This is a genomic window from Rhodococcus sp. NCIMB 12038 (assembly GCF_002165735.1).
Classification (GTDB): domain Bacteria; phylum Actinomycetota; class Actinomycetes; order Mycobacteriales; family Mycobacteriaceae; genus Rhodococcus_F.
In genome coordinates this window covers 49,345-62,726 of sequence record NZ_NHML01000007.1, presented here as the reverse complement: position 1 = coordinate 62,726, position 13,382 = coordinate 49,345, and the positions used below count along the sequence as shown (strand labels likewise).

Here is a 13,382-nt window from a genome sequence, read left to right as displayed (position 1 = left end):
TCACGTCATGGTACCGGTTAGTCATATCAAATATTTTTCACATCGACATCCGGGCAGATCCGCGGGCGGAAAGGCGCGTGGGAGACCCCGCGTACCGTCGGCGATCATTACTGTTGAGGAGAAGGCAGGCGACTCGAAGGGGATCCACGATGACCAGCGATTCAGGCGCACGCAGCCGCGTGCAGTTCGGTGCCGGGGCGACTCCGGAACTCGTCAGTTCCGAGGGACGGACCATCATCGCGGACGCCGTCGTCGCCAAGATCGCCGGCATCGCCACCCGTGAGATCAACGGCGTCTACGACGTGGGCGGCGGCACCGCGCGCGCCGTCGGCGCCCTCCGGGACCGGATTCCCGGCGCCCGCGTCAACCACGCCCAGGGCGTCGCCGTCGAAGTCGGGGAGAAACAGGCCGCCATCGACATCGGCATCGTCGCCGAATACGGCGTCGCACTGCACGAACTCGCGGTCGGCATCCGGCGCAACGTCATCGCGGCCGTCGAGCGCATGACCGGACTCGAAGTGACCGAAGTGAACATCACCGTCTTCGACGTCATGCTGTTCGACGAATCCGAGGCCGCGTCCGAGCTCGACGGCAAACCGAGGGTGCAGTGACCGGACCGCTCACACCGGACACCCACGCGGAGGACATCTCCGAACGCATCGTCGCCGCCGTCCTCGCGACCCCCGGAGTGGCAGCGATGCACGGCGGCGCATTCGGCGAAGTCGCGACGTACCTACCCGGACGCCGGGTGACCGGGGTGACCGTGGGCCCCACGTCCTGTGCCGTCCACCTCGCGGCCCGCTACCCCGCCAACGTCGTCGACACCGCCGAAAGAGTGCGCGCCGCAGTGGAATCGCTGGTGGACGTCCCCGTCGACGTGATCATCGAAGATCTCCTGACAGAGACAGGACAAGCTCAATGAACAGCACCATCACAGGCCTGATCGTCGGATTACTCCTCGCCATCGCCGGCATCCTCGGCGGTTTCAGCGGATTCGTCTTCGCCGTCCTGCTCGGCGCGCTGGGCATGGCCGTCGGCGCGCACCGCGACGGACACCTCGACCTCGGCGCCATCCTCCGAAGCCGCGGCCGTGGCTGAACCGTCCACCGCACCCCCCGCAGGCCCCCGGGACGACGCGGCGCTCGATGACACCGCCCAGCGCGGCGAGTTGGTCATCAAGGAACGCGCCGTCGTGAAGATCGCCGTCGCCGCAGCGCTCCAGGTGCCCGGCGTCGTGAAGCAGTCCGGCGGACTGTCCCGGCTGACGGGCCGGGACCTCCCCCGCGCCGACGTCTCGACGGGAGCGGACGCCGTCGCGATCAACCTGTACATCGCGGTGCAGTGGCCGTGCCGCCTCGATCTCCTCAACCGCAGGCTCCGCGCACAGGTGCACCGCCAGGTCGCGCAGATGACCGGCATGCCGGTCATCGAACTCAACATCGTGGTCGTCGGAACCGAATCCGCGGGGCCCGACGACAGCGCGGCCGACAGTCTCTACTCCGAACAGGGCGACCCCACCGCGCCGCCCACCCCGGTGGCACCGATCCGGCCACGTACACCGCGCGCGACCCCCGCCGCCGTGCCCGCCGCGATCATCGTCGCCGTCGGCGCCCTCGGTCTCGCGGTCGTCGCCGCGCGTGAACTACTGATCATGCGCGGCACGTTTGCCAACGCGCCCTGGATCCGCAACACCGCGCAATGGCTGGGCAGGCTGCACTGGTCCGACTGGATCGTCCCCGTCGCCGTCGGCGCGATCGTGCTGGGAGTCGTGTTCATCGTCGCCGCCGTGAAACCGCGGCCGCGCACCCATCTGCCCCTCGCGGTGGGCGACACCCCGATCGTCTGGCTACGCCCCACCGATCTGGCCCGCAATTCCAGTAGTCACGCCAACACCGTCCCCGGGGTGGTGTCGGCGCACACGACAGTCGACCGCAAGCACGTCACCGTCCGCGTGATGCGCACCGAGTCGACACCCACCGCAGACGTGGCCATCTCCGTCCGCGAAGCCGTGGAACCGACGCTGTCGCTGCTCGGCACGTCCCCGGAACTCCGAGTGCAGGTGAAGCCATGACCCATCGGACCGCCGCCGTCAACCGGCTGATCGTCCTGATCGTGGGACTTCTGCTCCTCGGATTCGGCGCCTACGCCATCGCCTGGGACCTGCAGGTTCCGATCGTCCGGGAATGGGTGTCGCGGTACGACCGCGCACGCGTCACCGCGCTTCCCGACCAGGACTGGTGGGGCTGGGCCCTCGCCGCGACGGTCGTCGTGGGACTGGTCTTCGGGATCGTGCTCCTCGCCCTCGACCTCACCCGGCGACGCACGTCCGCCGTCGCCGTCCCGGATCGCGAATCGGGCACCTACGTCACCGTCGACCTGGGCTCCCTCGCGGGCGGGGTCGCCAGCGAACTCGCCGAGTACCCCGGGGTCCGGCAGACGCGGGCCCGCGCCGTCGTCGAACGCGGACTCCCAACCCTGTCGATCGTCGTGACCGCCGACCCCACCCTCGACATTTACGACTTCACCCGCAAGTCCGAGGACGTCGCATCGTGGGTCGCGTCGACCCTCGGCGGTGAACAGGTCGCCACCCAGGTGCTGCTCCACCTCGACCGCGCCGACCACCCGGTCCACGTCGAAAGCTGACACCGTTCGTCCTCGAAGGGATCGCCCATCCCAGCGACATCCGGGAGTGGGACGCGCTGACCTACCGCTGAGGCAGAACCCCGAAAACGCCGATGGCGCCCACCCCGGAGGGTGAGCGCCATCGGCGTTGGTGGAGCTAGATCACTTGTTGATCTTCGTGACCTTGCCGGCGCCGACCGTACGGCCGCCTTCGCGGATCGCGAAGCGCAGGCCCTCGTCCATGGCGACGGGCTGGATCAGCTTGACGGACATCTCGGTGTTGTCACCAGGCATGACCATCTCGGTGCCCTCGGGCAGCGTCACAACGCCCGTCACGTCCGTGGTACGGAAGTAGAACTGCGGACGGTAGTTGTTGAAGAACGGCGTGTGGCGGCCGCCCTCGTCCTTGGACAGGATGTACGCCTGGCCCTCGAACTCGGTGTGCGGGGTGGTGGTGCCGGGCTTGACGACAACCTGTCCACGCTCGACATCTTCGCGCTTGATACCACGAACGAGCAGACCGACGTTGTCACCGGCCTGGCCCGAGTCGAGGAGCTTGCGGAACATCTCGATACCCGTGACCGTGGTCTTGGTGGAGGTCTCCTTGATGCCAACGATCTCCACCTCCTCGTTCACGTTGATGACGCCACGCTCGATACGACCGGTGACGACGGTGCCACGACCGGTGATCGTGAAGACGTCCTCGACGGGCATGAGGAAGGGCTTCTCGGTCTCGCGAACCGGGTCCGGGATGGACTCGTCGACCGCAGCCATGAGCTCGAGGATGTTCTTGGTCCACTCCGGGTCGCCCTCGAGCGCCTTGAGTGCGGAGACCTTGACAACCGGAGCGTCCTCGTCGAACTCCTGCGCAGCGAGGAGCTCACGGACCTCCATCTCGACGAGCTCGATGATCTCGTCGTCGTCCACCATGTCGGCCTTGTTCAGGGCAACGAGGATGTACGGCACGCCGACCTGGCGGGCGAGCAGCACGTGCTCACGCGTCTGGGGCATCGGGCCGTCGGTGGCCGCGACCACGAGGATGGCGCCGTCCATCTGCGCCGCACCGGTGATCATGTTCTTGATGTAGTCGGCGTGACCGGGAGCATCGACGTGCGCGTAGTGGCGCTTCTCGGTCTGGTACTCAACATGCGAGATGTTGATCGTGATACCGCGAGCCTTCTCCTCAGGAGCCTTGTCGATCTCGTCGAAGGCCGAGGCCTCGTTGAGATCCGGGTACGCGTCATGCAGAACCTTGGTGATGGCCGCGGTCAGCGTGGTCTTGCCGTGGTCGACGTGACCGATGGTGCCGATGTTCACGTGCGGCTTCGTCCGCTCGAACTTCGCCTTCGCCACTGTGTGTCCTCCTGGACTGATTGATGCTTGCGGTATGCAGCAGTGCGGTTGTTATTACTGGGTCGTGCTTCGGCCGGCTGGAACCGAGGTTACTCGCCGGTCGCCTTGGCGATGATTTCCTTCGAGACGTTCGCGGGAACCTCTGCGTAGGAATCGAACACCATGGAGAAGTTCGCCCGGCCCTGGGTCTTCGACCGCAGATCACCGATGTAACCAAACATCTCCGAGAGCGGAACCAGCGCCTTCACGACACGGGCACCACTGCGTTCCTCCATGGCCTGGATCTGGCCACGGCGGGAGTTCAGGTCGCCGATCACGTCACCCATGTACTCCTCGGGTGTGGTGACCTCGACAGCCATGAGCGGCTCGAGAATGACCGGGCCGGCCTTGCGGGCGGCTTCCTTCAGCGCCTGCGAGCCGGCGACCTTGAAGGCCATTTCCGACGAGTCGACGTCGTGGTACGCACCGTCGAGCAGCGACAGCTTCAGGTTGACCAGCGGGTAGCCGGCGAGAACGCCGTACTGCATCGCGTCCTGCGCGCCTGCATCCACGGAGGGGATGTACTCGCGAGGGATGCGGCCACCGGAGACCTTGTTCTCGAACTCGTAGGAGGCACCGTCTTCGCCGACGAACGGCTCCAGCGCGATGATCACCTTGGCGAACTGGCCCGATCCACCCGTCTGCTTCTTGTGGGTGTAGTCGTGCTTCTCGACCTTCTTGGTGATGGTCTCGCGGTAGGCGACCTGCGGCTTGCCGACGTTGGCCTCGACCTTGAACTCGCGACGCATACGGTCGACGAGGATGTCGAGGTGGAGCTCGCCCATGCCGCCGATGACGGTCTGGCCGGTCTCTTCGTCGAGTTCGACGGAGAACGTCGGGTCCTCTTCGGCGAGCTTCTGGATCGCGGTGCCCAGCTTCTCCTGGTCGGACTTCGTCTTGGGCTCGATCGAGACCTGAATGACCGGGTCCGGGAAGCTCATCGACTCGAGCACGATCGGGGCATCCTGTGCACACAGGGTGTCACCGGTCGTGGTGTCCTTCAGGCCGATCATCGCGTAGATGTGGCCGGCCACGGCCTCGTCGACCGGGTTCTCCTTGTTGGCGTGCATCTGGAAGAGCTTTCCGATGCGCTCCTTCTTGCCCTTGGTCGCGTTCATGACCTGGGCGCCCGGATCGATCCGGCCGGAGTACACGCGGACGAACGTCAGCTTGCCGAAGAACGGGTGCGAAGCGATCTTGAAGGCCAGAGCCGAGAACGGCTCTTCCTTGCTCGGCTTACGCGTGAGGATCTCTTCCTCGTTGCCGAGGGCGTGACCCTGGACCTCGCCGATGTCCAGCGGGTTCGGCAGGTAGTCGATGACCGCGTCGAGCATGGGCTGAACACCCTTGTTCTTGAACGCGGAACCACACAGCACCGGGTACAGCTCGGAGTTGACCGTCATCTTGCGGATGGCGCCCTTGATCTCCTCGACGCTGAGTTCCTCGCCGGCGAAGTACTTCTCCATGAGCTTCTCATCGGACTCGGCAACCGTCTCGAGCAGCTTCTCGCGGTACTCGGCAGCCTTGTCGGCGAGATCGGCCGGGATCTCCTCGATGGTGGGCTCGGCGCCGATGGCGACCGTGCCACGCCAGGTGACAGCCTTCATCTCGACCAGGTCGACGACACCGTCGAAGTCGTCCTCCGCGCCGATCGGCAGCTGCAGGACGAGCGGCTTCGCGCCGAGGCGGTCGATGATGGTCTGGACCGTGAAGTAGAAGTCCGCGCCCATCTTGTCCATCTTGTTGACGAAACAGATGCGCGGAACGTCGTACTTGGCGGCCTGACGCCACACCTGCTCCGACTGGGGCTCGACGCCCTCTTTGCCGTCGAACACTGCGACGGCGCCGTCGAGCACGCGGAGCGAACGCTCCACCTCGACGGTGAAGTCGACGTGGCCCGGCGTGTCGATGATGTTGATCTGGTTGTTGTTCCAGAAGCAGGTCACCGCGGCAGAGGTGATCGTGATGCCGCGTTCCTTCTCCTGCTCCATCCAGTCCGTGGTCGAGGCACCGTCGTGCGTCTCACCGATCTTGTAGTTGACACCGGTGTAGAACAGGATGCGCTCGGTGGTCGTGGTCTTGCCGGCATCGATGTGCGCCATGATGCCGATGTTGCGGACCTTGTTCAGGTCGGTCAGCACTTCCTGTGCCACAGGATTCTTCCCCGCTCGTAGCTCGTGTATCGGGTGTCGGCCTCCCCGGTGTTCCACCAGCGGGGCCATTGTCTCGAGTTGTAGATCAGCCGGTCCCCGGTAGGGGCCCGACGTGCGACGACGCCGGAGCAGTCACGGTAGGTGACTGCTCCGACGTGACGTCACCAGCGGTAGTGGGCGAATGCCTTGTTGGCTTCGGCCATCTTGTGAGTGTCCTCGCGACGCTTCACAGCGGCACCCAGGCCGTTGCTGGCATCGAGGAGCTCGTTGGCGAGACGCTCGACCATCGTCTTCTCACGACGCTGCCGGGAGAAGGTCACGAGCCAGCGGAGCGCGAGGGTGGTGGAGCGGCCCGGACGGACCTCGACCGGCACCTGGTAGGTGGCGCCACCGACACGGCGGCTGCGAACCTCGAGTGCAGGCTTGACGTTGTCCAGTGCGCGCTTGAGGGTGACGACCGGATCGGTGCCGGTCTTCTCGCGCGCCTGCTCGAGTGCTTCGTACACGATGCGCTCGGCGGTGGACTTCTTGCCGTCCAGGAGAATCTTGTTGACGAGCTGCGTCACCAGGGGCGAACCGTAGACCGGGTCGTTGATGAGCGGACGCTTCGGAGCGGGGCCCTTACGTGGCATTAGCTCTTCTCCTTCTTGGCGCCGTAGCGGCTGCGGGCCTGCTTGCGGCCCTTGACACCCTGGGTGTCGAGGGAGCCGCGGATGATCTTGTAGCGCACACCGGGGAGGTCCTTCACACGACCACCGCGGACGAGCACCATCGAGTGCTCCTGCAGGTTGTGGCCTTCGCCCGGGATGTAAGCGGTGACCTCGACGGAGCTGGTCAAGCGCACACGCGCGACCTTACGGAGCGCCGAGTTCGGCTTCTTCGGGGTGGTGGTGTACACGCGGGTGCACACGCCACGACGCTGCGGGCTGCCCTTGAGGGCTGCCGTCTTGACCTTCGCGGTCTTGTCGCGGCGGCCCTTGCGGACCAGCTGGTTGATGGTTGGCATTTACCGGCTTTCTTCGTGTTGAACAGACTGCTCTGGACAAGCAACCTTGGCTGTTCTGAAATTAGGGATCTAGCAGTTGGGGCAAGAGAGCTGCTGCCCCTCACCCGCACCTCGAGCTGCACCCGAGGTCGGGTGTGTCGCATACCCCCACACAGGCAGCCGGATGCTCGTTCCATGCAGAAATCTGCACGAACGCGCGCACGGCAATACCTCGCTAGGCACACAGATCGGCCCGGGCATGCCGGACACGACCCACAACGATACCCGGCGGCGCGCCGGAAGGTCAAAGTGGGCGGGCAATGGTAAGGGCTGACCTGCGATAGGCGGTACTGCTTGGAGCCGTCGGTACGGACACGGGCACATCAACTACTCAGATTGAGCGTCAGATCCGCAAGCGTCGATGCCGCCTGGCACGGGTCTGCCGCCCCCGTCTGGAACTGTACCCACCAGCCGACGACGCCCGAAGAGGGCGACCCGACCGTCACTCCGCACGCCCCCGGATCACCGGGGGGACGCATCACGACGGCCCTGCGCCCCTGGATGGTGGACGCTTCCACCGCGAAGCCGAGCTTCTCCGCGGTCGACTTCTCCGTGTCGAGCGAACCCGTCTCGAACCAGTTGAACGTCACCTTCACGGGACCGTTGGCGCCGACGGCGTCCCAGCGGCAGATCGCGCCGAAGAAGCCCCGTTGGATGGCGTCGGCGCCGACGGTCTGCGCGATCTGTTCGTCGGCGACCGCGTTGCACTCCTCGAGCAGGGCCGTGAACTGTTCGGTGTCCCCAGAAGAAGAAGCACCCTCCACCGTCGGTGAACCCTCGATCGTCGACCCGCACCCCGCGATCAGCCCGACCGCCGTAGCCGCGGTCAGCACCCGCACTGCGCGCCACGTCCGCCTGCCCATCACTCCCCCGCTCACTTGGCCCTCGACACGCTGAGTTCGGCGAGGTCGCGCGCCACCTTGCACGGATCGGCCGCGGGTTGCGCGTCCGCGTACATCACCGACCAGTGCACGAAGTCACCGCCGAACTCCACACCGAGTTCACACAGAATTCCTTCGGACGACGCGATGAAGCCGGGATGTCCCTGGACGTCGATGTCGGTGGCCGGCCTGCCGATCAGCTCCGAACCCGCCCGCTCGCGGCCGATCGGGCTGCCGCGGTACCAGGAGAACGTGACGCTGGGACCGCCTATTCCTGCGGTTTCCCACTCGCAGCCGACGGAATTGCGCGTCACCCCGGTGAAGGGCGGCATGCCGAACGCCTTCGCGACCTCGTCGTCGGTGACCGAGCCGCACTGGCCGAAGAACGGGCCCGGATCGGTCACCTGTGGGAGGTTCTGCGCGGCGGGTGCGGTACCGGAATCGTCGCCGTCTCCCCCACAGCCGGCCAGACCGGCCGCGACGGTGATCAGGACGAGCGCTCCCCATTTCCGGCCCATGGTCGGTGACTCTACCGATCGCCGCGATCTTTGCCCGGTCAGTCGAGAACGGCCACGTCGAGGCGCCTCGGCTCTGCCGATTTACCGCACCGCGGCTCTGCCGATTTACCGCACCGCGGCTCTGCCGATTCACCGCACCGCGGTAGTGCTGCGTCCAACTGCGCGGCCCACTGCCGCACGATCTCTGCGCGCCTCTTGGAGTCGTCCGTGAGAACGTCGGCCAGGCCGAGTCCGCGGGCGAGATCGAGGGTGGCCTGGACGAGCCGGTGCGCCACCGGATCGGCGTCGTCGAACCCGAAGTGTTCGACGGCCGTGCGGTGCGCGACCCGGCCGAACCGTTCCTCGAGCGGCACGATCCGGGCCCGGAGTTCGGGGTCGGCGGCGGCCGCCGTCCACACCTGCAGCGCCGCCTTGAACAAGGTGCCGGTGTAGTAGTCGACGAGCCGCGACACCACCGCCTCGGTGCGTCCCTCCCCGGTCGGCAGGTCGGTGGCCTCGCGCCGGGCCTGCTCCATCCGGGCGTCGAACATGACCTCGAGCGCCGCGGTGATGAGGTCTTCGCGGGTGGGGAAATGGTGCTGGGTCGCGCCGCGGGACACGCCTGCTCGCTGGGCGACGAGGCTCACCGTCGTCGCACCCCAGCCCAGTTCCGCGAGGCAGTCGATGGTGACCTCGAGGAGATGCCCACGGGTGACCCGGCTACGGTCCTGCTTCGGTTCGCGGGTCATGTGTCACTTCCTCTCGTGGCGTGGCGCTGCGCGCCCGTGCGTGACTGTCGAGTCCTGAGACTCGTCAACCACGCACGGGGCCGGAGGCCCATCTCGGCGGCCGCTTCTGCAGAAACGCCATCATGCCTTCCCGCGCCTCCTCGGATTCGAACAGCCTCGCCGACTGGGCGGTCAGCTCGTCGGTGTAACGGTCGAAGTCGGCGAGCACACCGCGGGTCGTCAGCGTCTTCGATTCGGCCAGACCCTGCGGCGACGCCTGCCGCAACTGGTCCAGCAATTCCTCGACGGTGTCCGCGGGGTCCTCGGCGGACTCACTGATCAGCCCGATCGCCTCCGCCTCGTGGGCGCCGAACTTCTCGCCCGTGAGCAGGTAGCGGCTCGCGGCGCGCGAATCGATGCGGGGCAGCACCGTCAACGAGATGATCGACGCGGCAAGCCCGAGCCGGACCTCGGTCAGCGCGAACGTGCTGCGCGGCCCGGCGACGGCGAGGTCGCACGCCCCGACCAGCCCCATGCCCCCGGCCCGGACGTGACCGTCGATCCGGGCGATCACCGGTTTCGGCAGCTCGACGATGGCGCGCAGCAGTTCGGCCATCTGCCGGGTGCGCGAGCCGACGTCGCCGGACGTCTCGCTCAGATCCGCCCCGGCGCAGAACGTGCCGCCGGTGTGGGTGAGGACGACGCCGCGGACGTCGTTGTCCGCGGCGGCGTCCCGCAATCCCTGGAGCAGTTCGTCCACGAGCCTGCCGGAGATCGCGTTCCTGTTGTGGGGCGAATCGAGGGTGAGGGTGGCAAACCCTCGATCCACCTCGTACCGGACGTACCGGTCGGCTTCCACGTCGGTCATGTGCTGTCCGTTCGACATCAGTACGACTTCGGCAATCCCAGCGAGTGCTGGGAGACGAAGTTCAGGATCATTTCCCGGCTCACCGGGGCGACACGGGCGATGCGTGCCGCGCCGAGCATCGCCGCGAGACCGTATTCCTTGGTCAGGCCGGCGCCGCCGTGAGTCTGGACGGCCTGGTCGAGCGCCTTGATGCTGGCCTCCGCCGCGGCGTACTTGGCCATGTTCGCGGCCTCGGCCGCGCCGAAGTCGTCGCCGCTGTCGTAGAGGACCGCGGCCTTCTGCATCATCAGCTTGGCCAGTTCGAGTTCGATCTTGATCTGCGCCAGCGGATGCGAGATGCCCTGATGCGCGCCGATCGGCTCCTTCCACACCGTGCGCTCCTTCGCGAACCGCACCGCGGCGTCCAGCGCGTAGCGGCCCATGCCGATCGCCATCGACGCGCCGAGGATGCGTTCGGGGTTGAGTCCCGCGAACAGCTGCATCAGGGCCGCGTCGGCCTCGCCGACGAGCGCGTCGGCGGGCAGCCGGACGTCGTCGAGGAACAGCATGAACTGGTGATCGGGCTCGACGATGTCCATCTCCATCGGCGTCTTCACGAAATTCTCGGCGTCGGTGGGGACGATGAACAGCGCGGGCTTCAGCTTGCCGGTCTTGGAGTCCTCGGTGCGCGCGACGATCAGCACGGCGCCGGCCTGGTCGACACCGGAGATGTAAATCTTGTTCCCCGACAGCAGCCAGTCCTCACCGTCTCGCCTCGCGGTGGTCGAGATCTGATGCGAGTTGGACCCCGCGTCGGCCTCCGTGATGCCGAACGCCATGATCTTCGAGCCGTCGGCGAGACCGGGGAGCCATTTCTGCTTCTGGTCCGCCGTGCCGTACTTGCCGATGATGGTGCCGCAGATGGCAGGCGAGACGACCACCAGCAGGAGTCCCGCGCCGTGGGCGGCGAGTTCCTCCTGGACGAGCGCCAATTCGTAGATGCCCGCGCCGCCGCCCCCGAATTCCTCGGGGAGGTTGACGCCGAGGAAGCCGAGTTTGCCCGCCTCGTTCCACAATTCGGTGAGCGGTTCGCCGCGCCGCGCCCGCGGCAGCACGTAGTCGACGTAGTTGAAGCGCTCCCCGAGCCTCGACACGGACGCGCGGAGTTCCTTCTGTTCTTCTGTCTCGATGAAGCTCATGATTCTCCCTCTGCCTGCGCTGATTCGACGACTGCCAGGACCGTTCCCACGTCGACCTGCGTGCCGACGGTCACGGAAAGTCCGGTGAGGACACCGGACGCCGGCGCCTTGATCGTGTGTTCCATCTTCATCGCCTCGAGCCAGACGATCGGTTGACCGGCGGTCACCGCATCACCGACCGCGCCGCCGACGCGGATGACGGAACCCGGCATCGGCGCGAGCAGCGACCCCTCGGCGACAACGGCACTCGGATCGGTGAATCGCGGTGCGGCATGCAGGCTCACCGGCCCCAGGGCGGAGTCGACGAAGACGTCGTCCCCGTAGCGGGACACCTCGAACGATCGGCGCAGCCCCGCCACATCCAGTGCGACGTGCCGTGCCGTCGCCGACACGAGCGAGACGTCGTCGAACCCCTCCGCCTTCAGCCCGTACCGGGTGAGCAGGTACCGGATCTCGACGTCGCCGCCGGTACCGGTGAACGTCTTGCACTGCGGCGCGGACGCCAGGTTCCGCCACCCGCTGGGGAGCGTCGCATCGACCGTCGCGACGTCACGGTTGTGCGCGGCCTCGGCGAGGGCGGCGGCCAGCGCCGACAGTCGCTCGGTCTCCGCCGACGCCAGCGGCTGCGCGAGCACGTCCAGCCCGTGGGTGTCGAAGAAGGCGGTATCCGTGTCGCCCGCGAGGAACGCCGGGTGGCGGAGCACGTTGACCAGGAGGTCGCGGTTGGTGCGCAGACCGTGGATCTGCGCGCGGCCCAGCGCGGTCGCCAGCCTGGTCGCCGCCTGGGTCCGGGTGGGCGCGAACGAGATGACCTTCGCCAGCATCGGGTCGTAGTGCACGCCGACGGTGGACCCGTCGACCACCCCGGAGTCGAGGCGGATGCCCGGTGTGCGGAGAACGTCGAATTCGACCGCACTGCCCGGCAACGCCAGGCGGTGGACCGGTCCGCTCTGCGGCTGCCAGTTCTGCGCGGGATCCTCGGCGTACAACCGGACCTCGATGGAATGACCGGACACGGCGGGCGAGTCCGCGTCGAGTGCCAGACCCGACGCCACCTGCAGTTGCAGGTCCACGAGGTCGAGGCCGGTGGTGCATTCGGTGACCGGGTGCTCCACCTGCAGGCGGGTGTTCATCTCCAGAAAGAAGAAGTCCCCGCGATCTCCTCCGGTGTCGTCTTCCCCTCGCTCCGCTCGACCGGTCGCCAGGAACTCGACCGTCCCCGCCCCCTCGTAGTCGATGGCCTTCGCCGCGAGCCGGGCGGCCTCGAACAGCCGCTCTCGCATTCCGGGGACGGCCTCGACCAGCGGCGACGGCGCCTCCTCCACCACCTTCTGGTGCCGGCGCTGGATGGAGCACTCACGCTCCCCGACCGCCCACACCGTTCCGTGCCGGTCGGCCATCACCTGGACCTCGATGTGCCTGCCCGTCTCGAGGTAACGCTCGCAGAACACGGTCGGGTCACCGAACGCCGATTGCGCTTCGCGCCGCGCGCCTTCCAGCTGTTCCGGAAGGTCCGCGAGTTCACGCACCACGCGCATGCCGCGTCCGCCGCCGCCCGCGGATGCCTTGACGAGCACCGGCAGATCGGCTGCGGTGACGGCGTCCGGATCGAGTTCGGCGAGCACCGGGACCCCGGCGGCGGCCATCAACTTCTTGGACTCGACCTTGGAACCCATCATCTCGATGGCAGGCGCGGGCGGTCCGATCCACGTCAGGCCCGCAGCGTGGACGGCGCGCGCGAATTCCGCGTTCTCGGACAGGAACCCGTAGCCCGGGTGGATGGCGTCGGCACCGGCGAGAAGCGCCGCCTCGATGACGAGGTCACCGCGCAGGTAGGTGTCGGCGGGACTGTTGCCCGGCAACCGGACCGCGGCGTCGGCCTCGGTGACGTGCGGACTGAGTGCGTCGGCGTCCGAGAACACCGCAACGGTCCCGATGCCTGAGCGTCGGCAGGTGGCGAAGATGCGGCGGGCGATCTCGCCGCGGTTGGCGACCAGTACGGACTGGATCATGTTCGT

Annotated in this window: 15 protein-coding genes; 5 read left to right on the top strand and 10 right to left on the bottom strand. The window is 67.1% G+C overall.

The genetic code is table 11. The features are described 5' to 3' along the window. Positions 1 to 149: 149 nt before the first annotated feature. Genes CA951_RS12190 through CA951_RS12170 form a run of 5 tightly spaced genes read left to right on the top strand, consistent with a single transcriptional unit; the run spans position 150 to position 2,643 of the window. Positions 150 to 611, top strand: a complete 462-nt coding sequence (locus tag CA951_RS12190; protein WP_005252221.1) for an Asp23/Gls24 family envelope stress response protein — start codon at positions 150 to 152, stop codon at positions 609 to 611. Further along, positions 608 to 922, top strand: coding sequence for an Asp23/Gls24 family envelope stress response protein (locus tag CA951_RS12185; RefSeq protein WP_087557090.1), 315 nt, complete (start codon positions 608 to 610; stop codon positions 920 to 922). Before CA951_RS12190 ends, CA951_RS12185 begins: the two co-directional genes overlap by 4 nt. Next, positions 919 to 1,098, top strand: coding sequence for a hypothetical protein (locus CA951_RS12180; protein ID WP_005252219.1), 180 nt, complete (start codon positions 919 to 921; stop codon positions 1,096 to 1,098). The genes CA951_RS12185 and CA951_RS12180 overlap by 4 nt, the downstream gene beginning before the upstream one ends. Next, positions 1,091 to 2,071, top strand: coding sequence for a DUF6286 domain-containing Asp23/Gls24 family envelope stress response protein (locus CA951_RS12175; protein WP_087557089.1), 981 nt, complete (start codon positions 1,091 to 1,093; stop codon positions 2,069 to 2,071). Before CA951_RS12180 ends, CA951_RS12175 begins: the two co-directional genes overlap by 8 nt. After that, positions 2,068 to 2,643, top strand: a complete 576-nt coding sequence (locus CA951_RS12170; RefSeq protein ID WP_087557088.1) for a hypothetical protein — start codon at positions 2,068 to 2,070, stop codon at positions 2,641 to 2,643. The genes CA951_RS12175 and CA951_RS12170 overlap by 4 nt, the downstream gene beginning before the upstream one ends. Positions 2,644 to 2,784: 141 nt before the next feature. On the opposite strand, the gene tuf is transcribed toward CA951_RS12170, so the two are convergent. From tuf to CA951_RS12120, 10 genes are all read right to left on the bottom strand, one after another. After that, positions 2,785 to 3,975, bottom strand: a complete 1,191-nt coding sequence (tuf, locus tag CA951_RS12165; protein ID WP_087557087.1) for an elongation factor Tu — start codon at positions 3,973 to 3,975, stop codon at positions 2,785 to 2,787. A gap of 89 nt (positions 3,976 to 4,064) precedes the next feature. Next, the gene (fusA, locus tag CA951_RS12160) at positions 4,065 to 6,167 is read right to left on the bottom strand and encodes an elongation factor G (protein ID WP_087557086.1); all 2,103 of its coding nucleotides are present in this window, start codon (positions 6,165 to 6,167) and stop codon (positions 4,065 to 4,067) included. A gap of 161 nt (positions 6,168 to 6,328) precedes the next feature. Further along, on the bottom strand, positions 6,329 to 6,799 hold the full coding sequence (gene rpsG / locus CA951_RS12155; RefSeq protein ID WP_005252199.1) for a 30S ribosomal protein S7: 471 nt from the start codon (positions 6,797 to 6,799) through the stop codon (positions 6,329 to 6,331). Next, complete coding sequence (rpsL, locus tag CA951_RS12150) at positions 6,799 to 7,173, bottom strand: 30S ribosomal protein S12 (RefSeq protein WP_005252198.1); 375 nt, start codon at positions 7,171 to 7,173, stop codon at positions 6,799 to 6,801. Before rpsL ends, rpsG begins: the two co-directional genes overlap by 1 nt. 362 nt (positions 7,174 to 7,535) lie before the next feature. After that, positions 7,536 to 8,075, bottom strand: coding sequence for a DUF3558 domain-containing protein (locus CA951_RS12145; protein ID WP_087557085.1), 540 nt, complete (start codon positions 8,073 to 8,075; stop codon positions 7,536 to 7,538). A gap of 11 nt (positions 8,076 to 8,086) precedes the next feature. Beyond that, positions 8,087 to 8,611, bottom strand: coding sequence for a DUF3558 domain-containing protein (locus CA951_RS12140; protein WP_087557084.1), 525 nt, complete (start codon positions 8,609 to 8,611; stop codon positions 8,087 to 8,089). Between the two features lie 38 nt (positions 8,612 to 8,649). Beyond that, positions 8,650 to 9,339 carry a TetR/AcrR family transcriptional regulator gene (locus tag CA951_RS12135; RefSeq protein ID WP_087557083.1) on the bottom strand — a complete coding sequence of 230 codons (690 nt, stop codon included), beginning with the start codon at positions 9,337 to 9,339 and terminating at the stop codon, positions 8,650 to 8,652. A gap of 64 nt (positions 9,340 to 9,403) precedes the next feature. Next, the gene (locus CA951_RS12130) at positions 9,404 to 10,204 is read right to left on the bottom strand and encodes an enoyl-CoA hydratase family protein (protein ID WP_087557082.1); all 801 of its coding nucleotides are present in this window, start codon (positions 10,202 to 10,204) and stop codon (positions 9,404 to 9,406) included. Beyond that, positions 10,204 to 11,364 carry an acyl-CoA dehydrogenase family protein gene (locus CA951_RS12125; RefSeq protein ID WP_087557081.1) on the bottom strand — a complete coding sequence of 387 codons (1,161 nt, stop codon included), beginning with the start codon at positions 11,362 to 11,364 and terminating at the stop codon, positions 10,204 to 10,206. The genes CA951_RS12130 and CA951_RS12125 overlap by 1 nt, the downstream gene beginning before the upstream one ends. Continuing rightward, complete coding sequence (locus CA951_RS12120; protein WP_087557080.1) at positions 11,361 to 13,376, bottom strand: biotin carboxylase N-terminal domain-containing protein; 2,016 nt, start codon at positions 13,374 to 13,376, stop codon at positions 11,361 to 11,363. The genes CA951_RS12125 and CA951_RS12120 overlap by 4 nt, the downstream gene beginning before the upstream one ends. Between the last annotated feature and the right edge of the window lie 6 nt (positions 13,377 to 13,382).